The sequence below is a fragment of the Hathewaya proteolytica DSM 3090 genome (genome assembly GCF_900142225.1).
GTDB lineage: Bacteria > Bacillota > Clostridia > Clostridiales > Clostridiaceae > Hathewaya > Hathewaya proteolytica.
The window spans coordinates 54,834-68,641 of sequence record NZ_FRAD01000007.1 but is presented as its reverse complement, the minus strand read 5'-3'; the positions used below and the strand labels follow the sequence as shown (position 1 = coordinate 68,641).

Annotated in this window: 15 protein-coding genes and 1 pseudogene; 14 read left to right on the top strand and 2 right to left on the bottom strand. The window is 35.7% G+C overall.

The genetic code is table 11. The features are described 5' to 3' along the window. Positions 1–131: 131 nt before the first annotated feature. A pseudogene (locus tag BUA73_RS04875) lies at positions 132–810 on the bottom strand (transposase); the annotation flags it as partial. Between the two features lie 256 nt (positions 811–1,066). Between BUA73_RS04875 and BUA73_RS14590 the strand changes: the two are divergent. The 14 genes from BUA73_RS14590 to BUA73_RS04810 all read left to right on the top strand — a co-directional run bounded on the left by BUA73_RS14590 (position 1,067) and on the right by BUA73_RS04810 (position 12,767). Beyond that, entirely contained in the window at positions 1,067–1,195 is a 129-nt protein-coding gene (locus tag BUA73_RS14590; RefSeq protein WP_423230381.1) for a hypothetical protein, read from the top strand. 220 nt (positions 1,196–1,415) lie between these two features. Beyond that, complete coding sequence (locus BUA73_RS04865) at positions 1,416–1,619, top strand: hypothetical protein (protein WP_072902995.1); 204 nt, start codon at positions 1,416–1,418, stop codon at positions 1,617–1,619. Positions 1,620–1,753: 134 nt separating this feature from the next. Then, positions 1,754–1,930 carry a hypothetical protein gene (locus tag BUA73_RS14045; RefSeq protein ID WP_178139225.1) on the top strand — a complete coding sequence of 59 codons (177 nt, stop codon included), beginning with the start codon at positions 1,754–1,756 and terminating at the stop codon, positions 1,928–1,930. Between the two features lie 11 nt (positions 1,931–1,941). Then, complete coding sequence (locus tag BUA73_RS04860; RefSeq protein WP_072902993.1) at positions 1,942–2,514, top strand: DUF4829 domain-containing protein; 573 nt, start codon at positions 1,942–1,944, stop codon at positions 2,512–2,514. Between the two features lie 245 nt (positions 2,515–2,759). After that, entirely contained in the window at positions 2,760–3,440 is a 681-nt protein-coding gene (locus tag BUA73_RS04855) for a corrinoid protein (protein ID WP_072902990.1), read from the top strand. A 24-nt stretch (positions 3,441–3,464) separates the two neighbouring features. Further along, a complete protein-coding gene (locus BUA73_RS04850; protein WP_072902987.1) occupies positions 3,465–4,496 on the top strand; it encodes a methylcobamide:CoM methyltransferase MtbA in 1,032 nt (343 codons plus the stop codon). Positions 4,497–4,510: 14 nt separating this feature from the next. Further along, positions 4,511–6,313, top strand: coding sequence for an ASKHA domain-containing protein (locus BUA73_RS04845; RefSeq protein WP_072902985.1), 1,803 nt, complete (start codon positions 4,511–4,513; stop codon positions 6,311–6,313). A gap of 25 nt (positions 6,314–6,338) precedes the next feature. Next, positions 6,339–7,286 carry a CobW family GTP-binding protein gene (locus BUA73_RS04840; RefSeq protein WP_072902982.1) on the top strand — a complete coding sequence of 316 codons (948 nt, stop codon included), beginning with the start codon at positions 6,339–6,341 and terminating at the stop codon, positions 7,284–7,286. Further along, positions 7,276–8,151, top strand: coding sequence for a uroporphyrinogen decarboxylase family protein (locus BUA73_RS04835; RefSeq protein ID WP_072902980.1), 876 nt, complete (start codon positions 7,276–7,278; stop codon positions 8,149–8,151). Before BUA73_RS04840 ends, BUA73_RS04835 begins: the two co-directional genes overlap by 11 nt. A gap of 23 nt (positions 8,152–8,174) precedes the next feature. Beyond that, positions 8,175–9,329 (top strand): double-cubane-cluster-containing anaerobic reductase, encoded by a 1,155-nt coding sequence (locus BUA73_RS04830; protein ID WP_072902978.1) that lies wholly within the window; start codon positions 8,175–8,177, stop codon positions 9,327–9,329. A 43-nt stretch (positions 9,330–9,372) separates the two neighbouring features. Further along, entirely contained in the window at positions 9,373–10,632 is a 1,260-nt protein-coding gene (locus BUA73_RS04825) for a double-cubane-cluster-containing anaerobic reductase (protein ID WP_072902976.1), read from the top strand. 2 nt (positions 10,633–10,634) lie between these two features. Then, entirely contained in the window at positions 10,635–10,877 is a 243-nt protein-coding gene (locus BUA73_RS04820; protein WP_072902974.1) for a putative Se/S carrier protein, read from the top strand. A gap of 14 nt (positions 10,878–10,891) precedes the next feature. Continuing rightward, complete coding sequence (locus BUA73_RS04815; protein ID WP_072902972.1) at positions 10,892–11,650, top strand: acyl-CoA dehydratase activase; 759 nt, start codon at positions 10,892–10,894, stop codon at positions 11,648–11,650. Positions 11,651–11,672: 22 nt separating this feature from the next. Beyond that, positions 11,673–12,767 carry a uroporphyrinogen decarboxylase family protein gene (locus BUA73_RS04810; RefSeq protein WP_072902970.1) on the top strand — a complete coding sequence of 365 codons (1,095 nt, stop codon included), beginning with the start codon at positions 11,673–11,675 and terminating at the stop codon, positions 12,765–12,767. A gap of 58 nt (positions 12,768–12,825) precedes the next feature. Here the strand turns inward: BUA73_RS04810 and BUA73_RS04805 are convergent, their stop codons facing one another. Then, on the bottom strand, positions 12,826–13,647 hold the full coding sequence (locus BUA73_RS04805) for a pyruvate, water dikinase regulatory protein (RefSeq protein ID WP_072902968.1): 822 nt from the start codon (positions 13,645–13,647) through the stop codon (positions 12,826–12,828). Positions 13,648–13,808 lie beyond the last annotated feature (161 nt).

Below are 13,808 nucleotides of genomic sequence, written 5' to 3'. Positions count from 1 at the left end.
AAGGGCGGTAGCATACCTTTTTTCGCCTTTAATTTGGCTAACTTTTTTAAATTTAGCCATGCGAAAGTTAGCCTGACTTTCATTGACATTCAAGCTTTTACAATGTATTGAATGTGACGTATACCGTGATATTCCTTCGCCGTTTCAAATATGCGTTCAATAGTTTCTTTCCAATAGTATGGCGAATATCTTCCAATGTATCCATAAATTCTTGCCAAACATGTCTTTTTATAATTTTAACATGTTTTTACTAAGGGTACATTGTTTCATATGTGGGCAATTTACGCATATACTGGAATTGCTTTTATACTCTTTATATCCATTTCTGTTTGTTGTAGTATAGTTTAAAATTTGGTTATTAGGACAAATATAACAATCATAACAATCATAACAATCATAACAATCATAACAATCATAACAATCATAACAATCATAATATTCATCATATATATATTCATTCTTTTTGAAGAAACCATCCTTAGTCATCGGTATCTTATAAGGTAAAACAGGTATTATACCATCTTTAATCAATAATCTTGAAATACCTGCGTCTACTACTATCATTTTTAAATCTTGTTCATAAAATAAAGCTGCTTGCTTAGCCTTAATTCGAACTATCTTTTTATTACTTTTACCGAAGGTACTGAAGTGAGGAACTGGATCATACATATCCAAACCAAGAAACCACCTATAAGCCACATTTACTTCAATCTCTTTTATTGTTTGTCTCATACTGAGAATGCCATATAGATATTGAATAAATGGTATTTTAATTGGCATAACAGGATCCATACTTGGTCTTCCTTTGTCTACACGATGAAATGTGTCCCCAGCATGGGCACAGTCTAATGGGTGAAAGTAAATGAATGTTACTAATATTGATGAGAAAAGTAGAAAACTTAATAAAGGCTATTTGCAAAAGGTATCTTCGGGAAAGAGAGAATATGCAACAAAGAGGAATTACTTAAGCAGTTGCTAGAAGTGAAATATTATGTAGAACAATAAAAGATGGTAGAGTTATATCCTACATTCATAAATATATGAATGTAGGTGTATACAAAACAGAGTGTTCGTAAGAACAGAGGTTGGAGTACCACAAGGAGGGCCATTGAGTCCACTATTAGGTAATATAATGTTAAATGGATTAGACAAAGAATTGGCACTTAGAGGCTATAAATTCGTAAGATATGCTTAAATTCCATGGGGGAATAAAAAAGGTGGAATTTAAGTTTGCAAAAACGAGAGTGGAATTTACTTTTTTATTTCACCCATTAATGTAATATGAAACAAGTTCGATGGGTTCATCTTTATCATCATCTAAAATAGCTTGATGACTAGTCGGTATGCTATTTAATTAATATTATAATGAATTTAAATAATTATTATGCTAAACACAAGGAGGTTTTTATGAAAAAGTGCAAGAACATGGTAATAAGTGTTTTAATGGTCATGTTTGTTTAGTTAATTCAAAAGTTGTGAGAGCCGACGAATCAAATTTTAAAAAAGTTTTAGGTAAAAGTACTATTGACATCAACGATCAATACAAAATACAAGATGAAAATCAAGAAGGATTGCTAAACTTTTTCACAGCATATTTTGAAAAAAATTTAGTTCCTTAAAAGAGTTAAGAAATACCACATACAATGGGTTTTATGATCAAGAAGAAATTGAAGCTAAGAAATCCTGCCAATTAAATGAGTTCATTAATAATTCGCTTGTTGAGTATCGTCTACGAAACGAGGAATTTAATAAAATGGATTATAATAGTAGTGGCACAGCATATCATGCATTAATTGTGGTAAATCAAGTTATTGCAGGGGGGGCTGTTAGAGATCTTCGTATAGCAGCACATAGTACTCCTCGATTCAATGAAAGTCTCTTGAATACATGGCCAACAACTTCTAAAACGTACATTAGAATAAATAATTAGGAGGAAATGATATGGATAAAAGAATAAAAAGGATATGTTGTATAGCAATCATCGTAAGTGTTTCCATACTTACCGTGGCTTGCGGCAAAAAGGAACAAAATATAGATAAAGGTGTTAAAGCTGGAAGCGGAATCACTGATACTACAAAAGGGAAATCAAATGAAGCTAAAATTAGTGATGATGATTTAAAACAGGCTGAAAATGTTGTAAAGGATTACTTTAAGGCTCAAAAGGAACGAGATTATAAAACCTTATATAGATGTTTACAGGCATATGATAAACATGTACAAAAACAGGATTTAGAAAAGATAGAACAGGAAATGCCAGAAATAAAAGGCATATACAAAGTATTTGAACCTACGGAAATAGTTCTAGAAGGTGACATTAAAAAGAGGTGTACCGGGAATAAAGATCAGCTTTCATTTAAGCCCGAAAATCTTGTTACTCTGAAGGTTACCTACAAGTTAGAGACCACTAAAGAAAACGTACTAACAGAGCCAGACGGCATTCATACAAAGTGGACAACGCTATTGAAGGACGAAGAAACAAATAAATGGTCTATTTTATCACCTTTAGGATATTAAAATTATATTTATAAAAAGTGCAAAGGTATTTAAGAAAATAATTCTTAGAAGCCCTTGCATTTTATTTTTTTACAAGCCTTTTTAGAAATCCCTATAGAACCATGGCTTTCTATAGGAATTTTCAATTTAAAGAATTCACTGTAACGTAGTAAAATGAATGTGGGAAGGTGTATAAATCTATAAATGATATAGATGTAACTTTCTACTTAGATTTTTTGTGTATTAACAAAATGGGGGTAATATATATGATAACTTTAAAGGACAAATTACTTAAGGAATTGGCGGACGCTGTAGTGGATATGGACGAAGACAAAGCTATAGAAGCATCCAATGAATATGTCAATAACAATTTAGAAGCCTATGAAGGTATAGCTAATGGATTGGCAGTGGGTATGGATAAGGCAGGAAAGTTGTATGAGGAAGAGGAGTACTACATACCAGAGTTACTTATGTGCTCAGATGCGATGTATGCAGGACTTGATGTTTTGAGACCACATTTAAAACGTGAAAATACTGAGGAGAGCATGAAGGCTGTTGTTGGGGTTGTTGAGGGCGATACACATGACATAGGTAAAAACCTATTTAAGATCATGCTTGAGACATGTGGTTTTGATGTTGTGGACCTTGGAAGAGACGTGCCACCAGCAAACTTTATAAGCAAGGCAAGAGAAATTGGTGCAAATCTCATAGGAATGTCTACTCTTATGACTACTACTATGGACAATATGGGCGTAGTAGTGGATATGCTGAAAAAAGAGAACATGAGAGATGATGTTATAGTTATGGTAGGCGGCGGACCTATATCACAGAGCTTTGCAGATAAAATTGGTGCAGATGGATACGCTCCAGAGGCTTCTAAGGCTGCAAGACTTGGCAAAGAACTTGTTCAGAAAAAAAAGGCTAAAAAAGCAGGGGAAGCTTGCTAGAGCAGAGGGTGAGGTGAGCAGCAGATGATTACACCACGTGAAAGATTGCTTAATGTATTGAGAAAAACAGAGGTGGACAGGCCACCTTGTATATGTCCTGGTGGCATGATGAACATGATAGTTAGAGATGTAATGATGATAACTGGTGCTAAATGGCCAGAGGCTCATGTTGATGCTGAGAAGATGGCGGATCTTACTGAGGGTATATACAACAATGGTGGGTTTGAAAATTTTGGAGTGCCTTTCTGCATGACCGTAGAAGCTGAGTCTATGGGGGCACAGGTTTTCATGGGTACAGACATTACAGAACCAAGGGTTACTGAATATCCAATAAAATCAGTATCAGAGTGGAGACAGCTTACCAATATGGATGTGACAAAAGGCCGTGCAAAAGTTGTACTTGATGCCATAAGCATACTGAAAAAGAGAAACCCTGATGTGCCAGTTATAGGCAATTTGACTGGTCCAGTTAGTTTAGCTTCTTCTTTAGTGGAACCTATGGATTACTATAAAGAAATAAGGAGAAAACCAAAGGAAGCTGCTGAGTTTATGGATTTTGTGGCAGACAATCTTATTGTTTTTGGTAAGGCACAAATTGAAGCTGGTGCTGATATTATCGCTATTTCAGATCCTAGTGGTACAGGGGAAATACTCGGACCAAAGATGTTTTCAGAATTTGCAGCCACATATATTAACAAAGTGCTTTCAGCATTAAAGCCATTAGCCAAGGGTGGAACTATAGTTCACATATGTGGCAGGCTAAAGAGTGTGTACAAGGAATTAAATGAATTACAGAGTGATGCCATAAGCTTTGATTCTATAACCTCTGTAAAGGAAGTTATAGAAAATGTTAAAGATAAGGCAATCATGGGAAACTTGAGTACTCTTGCTATAGAAAAGAACAATAGCGATAGTGTGAAAAATTTGGGAAGAGTTTGTATAAGACAGGGTGTAGACATATTATCTCCAGCCTGTGGCATTGGTGCAAGAACGCCATTAGATAATATCCGTGCCATGGTGGAAGCGGCAAAAGAAGGAGCACAGGGGGATAAGTAAGAAAGGATGTAAATATGAGCATTGTAAAGGTTTATCCTGCAGGAGAAATGATTGATTATATGGAGGGGGACAGCCTCCTTCACATTCTTAGGAATCACAATATAATAATTGAAAGCCCATGTGGGGGAAAAGGCACATGCGGCAAGTGCAGAGTGAAGGTTTTAGATGGAGAATTTAATGAACCTTGTCAAGAAGAGATCAAACATCTTGGGGAAGAGATAAAAAACGGTATACGTCTAAGTTGTCTTGTTTTTCCAAAGGGTGATGTGTCAATAGAGTTATGCAAGAAAGAGGGCGGAAAACACAAAATTCTTGCGGAGGGGTACATACCAGATTTTCCTCTTAATCCCGTTGTAAAAAAGAAGCTAGTGAAGCTGGAAAAACCAAGCTTTGAAAATAACAGATCTTACGAGGAGATGCTAGAAAAAACAATTCAATGTAAGCTTTCTATGGATACACCAGAAATGCTTAGTATGATAAATCAGGCCTATACAGATGAAAAGGCCACCATAGTATATTCTGGTGAGGAAGTTATTGGTGTTGAAAAGGGTGATACTACAGATAAACTTTATGGGGCGGCCATTGATATTGGGACAACTACTGTAGTGTTATCTTTAGTGGATATGGTAACGGGCAAGGAAGTAGCTTCTGATACTTGTATAAATCCACAGAAGGAATATGGATTGGACGTATTGTCTAGGATTGATTTTGTGAAACACAATGACAATGGTTTAAAACTTTTGCAGAAAGCTATTGTGGATGGATTAAATACTCTTCTAGAGAATTTGTGTAAAAAATCTGGTATATGCCAAGATAATGTTTACGAGTTTTCCATTGGTGCCAATGCCACTATGATGCACTTATTGCTAGGTATTGATACAGATGTTATAGGAAAAGCTCCTTATGCTACAGTGTTTTCAGGGGAAAAATATATTAGAGCAAATTCCATAGGACTTAAAGGTTCAAAAATAGCAAAGCTTTATTGTCTGCCAGGGGTTTCTAGCTTTATAGGTGCCGATATAGTTGCGGGGGCAATGGTAACAGATCTCAGACACACTAAAGAAAATATTTTATTCATAGACATTGGTACTAATGGTGAAATAGTTCTTTCAAAGAAGGGTGAACTTTATTCATGTTCTTGTGCTGCCGGTCCTGCACTTGAGGGTGCAAATATAAGCTGTGGTATGAGAGCTGCTGAAGGTGCTATAGAGGGCGTTGACATAAATAATGATGGCATTGAAATTCAGGTTATTGGAGATGAAAAACCTGTGGGTATATGCGGTAGCGGAATATTAGATGCCATATCGGAAATTTGGAAAAATAAGATTATGAATAAATCGGGGAGACTTAAGAAAAGGGAAGATTTAGTTGAAGAAGGTAGAGTGGAACTAGCAGATAGAATAATTGAAGAAGATAAAAAGAGAAAATTTGTAATCTGCAAAGGAGAAAAACCAATTGTAATAACTCAGGAAGATATTCGACAAGTGCAGCTAGCAAAAGGTGCCATCTCATCAGGTTTTTATGCATTGCTTGATTTAATGGACATAACAATGGATGATTTGGACAAGGTGATAATTGCTGGTCAGTTTGGAAAACACCTTAAGATAAGCAGCCTTACAGGGGTAGGCATAATTCCAGAGGAGTTAAAGGATAAAATCGATTATGTAGGTAATTCTTCAAAAAGTGGAGCTATGATGTGTTTGCTATCTTATGAGCTAAGGGGAAAAATAGAAGGTATAGCTAGAGATATAAAGTACTTTGAACTATCGACTAAGGAAGGCTATGAAAAGCTATTTACAAAGTGTCTAACCTTCTAAAAATAATGGAGGGAGATATTTTAAAATGGTAAAAATTCATATTGTATCTGGGTTTCTTGGAGCGGGGAAAACTACTTTTATAAAGAGACTCATGGAGATATTGAGAAATGAAAAAAATGTTATCATTGAAAATGAATTTGGCGAAGTTTCCATAGATGGAGATGTGGTAAAGAAAGAGGGATATGATGTAGTCGAACTCCCAAGCGGCTGCATCTGCTGCTCTCTTAAGCTTGATTTTCACGAGGCTATCCAAAATATAATAGAGGATATAAATCCTGATAATATAATCATAGAGCCCACAGGTCTTGGGACACTCAGTGGGATATTTGAAGTATTGAATTTTGGGGACTTGAAAGAAAAATGTCTTGTTGAAAATGCCATAACAGTCATAGATGGAGAGGGTTATTTTGAACAGCAAGAGGTGTTTGGAGAATTTTTTAAGGATCAGATTATTAATGCTAAAACCCTGTTTATAAGCAAAGTTGATAATATATCGGTAGAAGAATTAAATAATATAATTGATTCATTAAGGCAGATTAATAGTGATGCCAACATGATTTATGAGAGTCTAGATAGCTTGTCGGCAGATAATCTGTGTTTACTTCTTAAGGGGAAAACCTTGGAGCACCAAGTGATGAAAGACATATATATTTCATCACAGAAAAAGGCTATGGAAGAGGTTCATGATTTTCAGTCCATGGGAATTAGTATAAAATCAGAGCATTCAAGAAATCAGTTAGAAAAGAAACTAAAATCTTTGAACAATTCCAAGTTAGGCATTGTGTACAGAGCAAAGGGCAATGTACCGTGTTGCGATGGGTCTTTGGAATTTAATTATGTAAAGGGCAGGCTTTCCATAACCCACAGTAACTTAAAATCAGAGGGCAAAGTTTGCATTATCGGTAAGAATTTAAAAAAGTTCAGAATAAATATGATTTTTCAACCTAGGGAGGTGAAAATATATGGAAAATAAAATTGCTTTTAAATGTGTCAGTGACGACTTGGAGCAGATTCCAGAAGATATAGAAGAGAAAACAGGTCTAGGTTTCCCTTTGGTACATACTAAGGGTGAGTATATGAGTGTTTTATCAAAAGCTCTTAAGGAAAGTAAGGGTGACAATATATGCAGGCTTCCTTTCTGTAATACTGTAGAAGCTGAAGCTTTAGGTGCCATAATTAAATTGGGTGATAATAAAACTGGTCCTAGGGTTGAAAGATACTTATTCAATTCTATAGAAGAACTTGATAAAATACAGGATATTGATTTTACCAAGGGGCGAATCAGTGAGGTTTTGAAGGCTGTAGGAACTTTAAAGGAACAGGGTGAAACTGTTGTGTTGAATATCGAGGGTCCATTTACCATAATATCTTCCCTTATTGATTCCACAACTTTTTATAAAGCAATAAGAAAAAATAAGGATATTGTGGATAAATTCATAGGCAATATTGAGGCTAGCGTAATTAAATATGCCATAGAGGCTTCAAAGAGGGGTGTAGATGTGATCTCTTACTCTGACCCAGTTGGTGCCATGGATTTGGTGGGTCCAAAGGTATTTAAAGAAGTCAGTGCCCCAGCCAGTCTTAGAATAATTAAGGCCATGAGAGACAATATTTCAGGTGTAATTATTCACGTTTGTGGAAAAACATCTGCTTCTCTTGAAAATTCAGGGTTGTGCTCATCGGAGAGGATAGAGTATGATGCTGATAAAACATACGGTAAAGCCATGATGGAGATTTTTAAAGAGAGAACTGATTGTAAAGTACTTGGTCATGCATGTATCAAGAGAACAGCTCTTCATTTGAAAGATAATGCGGTTTATAGATTAATTATAGAATAAAATTCAATGGAGGAATTTAACGAATGAGTAATTTACCAGAACAGTTCAATGAGTTTAGTGAGGCAAGGCGTAATGCTTTTGTAAGAGTAAAAGAATTTAAAGATCAAGGTAAACACATAGTAGGCGTATTTTGCACATTTACACCAAGAGAAATAATATATGCTTCAGGTGCGGTGGCAGTTGGCCTTTGTGGTACAAGTGAGGAGCCAATTCCAGATGGAGAAAAGCATCTTCCAAAAAACCTTTGTCCTATGGTTAAATCCTCTTATGGATTTGCGCTTAGTCAAAAATGTCCTTTTACATATTTTTCAGATATTCTTGTAGGAGAGACTACTTGCGATGGCAAAAAAAAGATGTACGAGCTTTTATCAAAGCTTAAGCCAATGCACGTAATGCAGCTACCGCAGGCAATAGACAGAAGTTATGCTGTGGATGTATGGGTAGAAGAGTTAAAACTTCTAAGAGAAAGACTGGAAAAAGAGTTTAACATAGAGATAACTGAAGACGCTATAAGAGAACAGGTTAAGAAATGTAACGTGGAGAGAAGTCTTTTAAGGGAATTCTATGAACTAGGAAAACTTAACCCACCAGCTGTTACAGGAACTGAGATGCAGACTGTATTAGAAGGAGCTGGTTTTACTTTGGACAAAGATGTCCAGAATAAAAATATACGTGAGATGATTGACAAAATTAAGGATGAATACAATAAAGGCCAAAGAAAAGTTGATGGAGGCAAAAAGAGAATTCTTGTTACAGGATGTCCAATTGGTGGAGCAGCTAATAAGGTTATAAAAATCATAGAGGAAAGCGATGGAGTAGTTGTGTGCTTTGAAAACTGTGGTGGTGTTAAATCCAATAGCCGTCTTGTGGACGAAGATCCAAAGAGAGATGTGTATGTAGAGTTGGCTGAAAAATACTTAAATATAGGATGCTCAGTAATGGCTCCTAATGATAATAGAATTGAGATGCTAGGAGAACTTATAGACGAATACAAAATAGATGGTGTTATAGATGTTGTTCTTCAAGCTTGCCATACGTTTAATGTGGAGACACATAGAGTTAAAGAATTTGTCACAAAGGAAAAGAAAACTCCTTATATGAGCCTTGAAACTGATTACTCACAGGCTGATACGGGCCAGTTAAAAACTAGAATAGCTGCATTTATAGAAATGCTTTAGTATTAAAATATATTAATTATTTACCTTTGGAGGGGAATTTATTATGGCTGATTACAGAGAAATGTGGAAAGGGTTAAATGTAAATCTGGAGAAACACGACGAACTTTGCTCAATTTTACCAGAACTTTATGGCAGTACTTTCATGAACCAAGAGGATAGACCAGATGGTATGAATTACTTTAACTTTGTGGTATCTGAGGTTCATGGTCTTAGGATTCAAGAGCTTGAAGAAGCTAGAAAACAGGGAAGAAAGGTAGTTGGAACATTTTGTGTCTTCGTGCCTGATGAAGTGATTTTGGCAACTAACGCTATAGGAGTAGGCCTTTGTGCTGGTTCTCAGTTTTGGATTGAAGGTGGAGAAAAGGTATTACCTAAGAACCTATGTCCACTAATAAAAGCTTTTACAGGAGCTTTAGTGGATAGAACTTGTCCATATTTTATGTCTTGTGATATGGTAATTGGCGAAACTACCTGTGATGGAAAGAAAAAAGCTTGGGAAATAATAGGCGATATAAAGCCTATACACGTTATGGATCTTCCACAGATGAAAAGAGAAAAAGATTTTAGAATGTGGGAAGGTGAGATTAAGCTATTCATAGAAAAAATGGAAGAGCTTACAGGCAATAAGGTCACTGTAGAAAATCTTAAAAAAGCAATAACATTATGCAATAAAAAAAGACAAGTTCTAAAGAGATTATACGATCTTAGAAAACATAGACCATCACCAATAAGTGGGCTTGATTCATTGTTAATAAGTCAGATAGCTTTCTACGATGATCCTGAGAGATTTATAGAAAAAACTAATGAATTGTGTGATGAGCTAGAGGAAAGAATAAAAACTCTGAAGGATACAGGAAAGAAGAGAATAATGATAACTGGTACTCCAATGGCGTTACCAAACTGGAAGCTTCATCAAATTATTGAAAGTCTTCATGCTGAAGTTGTAGTAGAGGAGTCTTGCACTGGAACTAGATATTTTGAAAATTATGTAAGTGACCAAGGCGATAGCGTAGATGAATTAATTTCAAATATGGCTAAGAGATACTTAAATATAAACTGTGCTTGCTTCACTCCAAACCAGAATAGAACAGAGGATGTTTTGAGATATGCAAAGGAATATGATGTTGATGGTGTGATTGATTATGGCCTATCCTTCTGTCATACTTACTCCATCGAATCTAAGAAACTTCAAGAAACTCTCAAGGAACAAAATATTCCTGTGATGAGAATCGAAACTGATTATGGTAGTGAAGATTCTGGTCAGATAAAGACAAGAGTAGAAGCATTCCTTGAAATTATATAGCCATGGACGAAAGTAATATAGAGAAACAAAAGGATTTTTATATATTGTTCCACAACTATACGGAGGGCCTTAAACTTGAGGCTCTCTTAAAGCAAAATAAAATAAAGTATGTTATATCACCCACTCCAAGGAAATTATCTTCCTTTTGTGGTATGTCAATAAAGTACCAAAAGAAGGATGAGGAGCGGATTGCAGTATTAGTTAAGGAACATGACATAAAAATAGAAGGATTTTTTGGAATATAGAAAGGTGGCAATTTATGTATTATGTTGGTATAGATATTGGTTCAACAGCGGCAAAGGTAGCTATGTTTAAAGGGGAGGATCTTGTATCCACTTTTACCATGCCTACGGGTTGGAGCAGTTTGGAGACAGCAAAATCTATAAAGGATAGGATAGAAAGTGAATTTGACATCTGTAGTACGGATTACAAAGTGGTAGCTACAGGTTATGGAAGAGTGTCAGTACCCTATGCGGACAAAACTGTCACTGAGATAACCTGCCATGGTAGAGGGGCAGCGCATTTGTATGATGACAACTGCACAGTTATAGATATAGGTGGTCAGGATACAAAGGTTATAACTTTAGAGAATGGAATGGTTACTGATTTTATTATGAATGATAAATGCTCTGCTGGAACAGGACGATTTATGGAGATTATGGCCAATGTTCTTGGTATTAGCATTGATGAACTGTGTGATCTTGCTTCAAAGGGTGGTGGTGTCACCATAAGCTCCATGTGTACGGTTTTCGCAGAATCGGAAGTTATAAGTCTTATAGGTAGAGGTGAGAAAAAGGAGGATATTGCCTTTGCGGTAATTGATTCCATTGTAAGCAAAGTTAAATCATTATGTGGCAGACATTCCTCAGGAAATAAATATTTTTTAACTGGCGGATTATGCGACTGTGATTACATAGTTGAAAGTTTATCAAAAAAACTTGAAAAAGATATAAAGACTTGCAAAGACGCAAGATATGCAGGTGCCATAGGTGCGGCATTGTTGGCAAAGAAGATTTAAATGAAGCAGGGGGAGTAATATAATGTCAAAGGATTTAATGACTCCATTGGAGAGATCAAAGGCAATTGCAAAAGGTGATAGTGCGGACAGATTACCATGCAATCCTAATATAGCCAATGGTGTAGCAAGAATATATGGATGTAAAATATCAGAATTTAATACCAGTGGTAAAGCCATAGCAGAAGCACAAATAGCGTCTTATAGAAGATTTGGTTATGATGGAGTTAGAGTATTTACTGATTTGTTTACTTGGTCAGAGGCCATGGGTGCAAAGGTTATTCTGCCAGAGGATAATACAGCTGATTTGTTGGAGCCAGCTATAAATGAATTTAAAGATATGAAGGAACTAGAAGAAAAAATAGATGCATTAAGAGAAGTAAATCCATACAAAGATGGAAGATTGCCAGTTCATGTAGAGGCAATGAAGTACCTTATAGACGGCGTAGGTACTGAGGTTCCATGTTCAGGTGGCGTAGTTGGACCATTTACAAATGCGTTTTTCCTTGTAGGCGTTCCAGTTATGACGAAACTTATGTTTAAAAGACCAGACTTAGTACATAAACTCTGCGAAATTTCTCTTAAAACATGTATAAATTACACAGAGGCTATTCTATCTTGTGGTCTTACACCAACCATATCAGAACCTATGTCATCTTGTACTGTGGTTAGTCCAAAACACTTTAGAGAGTTCTCATTGCCATATTTAAGAAGGTTGATAGAGTATATCAATTCCAAAGGCAAGGGTGTTACAATACACATTTGCGGAAAAACTGATCCAATATGGGAAGACCTTGTGGAATCAAAAATCACAGGACTTAGCATTGACAATATTGCAGACCTAGAACAGTGTAAAAAACAAGTTGGAGATAGAGTGAAGATCATGGGAAATGTGGAACCTGCCACAGTTATGTATGGTGGTACCCCAACGGAAATAAGGAAATCGGTAATAGATTGTGTAAGTAAGTGTTGGGATTCTCCAAAGGGTTATGTTATAATGTCCGGCTGTAGCTTGCCAGTAGAAACTCCATTAGAGAACATACAGGCTATGATGGATGCTGCAAGGGAAATAGGTTACCCAGTTACAGAAGAAAAACTGCATACATTACTACAGAAATAATTTTTATTGAGAAACAAAAACCATTCCTTTAGGAGTAATCCCGGGAATGGTTTTTGTTTTAGTCTTCTCTAAAAGATTCTTTAAGACTTTGCATGATTATAAGTGCTGTATCTTCAATGGCCCTTTTAGTTACATTTATTTGCTTGCAGCTTAATTTTTTAATTAATTTTTCATAGTAATCGTATTCATCTAAAATTCGCTGATCATTAGCATATTCTACTGCGGAACTGTGCATGTTTCCCAGTCTATGTTTTCGTATTTCAATTAAATGAAGTGGATCTACGGTAAGTCCAAATATTTTTCTCTTATCCATGGCAAACAACTCATCCGGTATTGGTATTTCAGGTATTACTGGTATGTTTAAAGCTTTTATACCCTTGTTGGCTAGATACATTGACAATGGAGTCTTTGATGTTCTAGAGAGCCCAACTAAAATAACGTCAGCATTTTTTATTCCTCTATAATCTTTACTATCATCGTATTGTATTGCAAATTCTATGGCTTCTATTCTTCTGTTGTAAGCTTCATCTATATTCCATACAGCACCTGGGTTGTACTCTGGCACAGTATTTAAAAGTCTTGCAGCCACGTTCATAATTGGACCAAGGACATTTGTTATACTTATGTTTTTCTCAACACACTTTTGTGTTAGAAACTCACGGACATCGGCCAAAACTATGGTGGAGACTACCATGGATTTTTCTGAAGAATCATTATCACTAGCATCTATGGAGTTTATAAATTCACTTACATCGTCCATGCTTTTAACATATGAAACTCTTTTCACATTTATATGTTCTGAAAATTGCCTAGCAGCTGCTTGAGCCACTAGTTCTGCTGTTTCACCTATGGAATCAGATACAGCATATATTGTTAACATTTCGCCACCTGCTTTCAAAATTCAATTATTCTACTATAATTAAATTATAGTCTAGTGATGTACAAAATAAAACACATAATTTATTATTTCTTTGAAGGCTTTATCATACATACACAGTCTAATGAGTGTAATACCAAAAAAGACTGGCCAGTCATATAAGG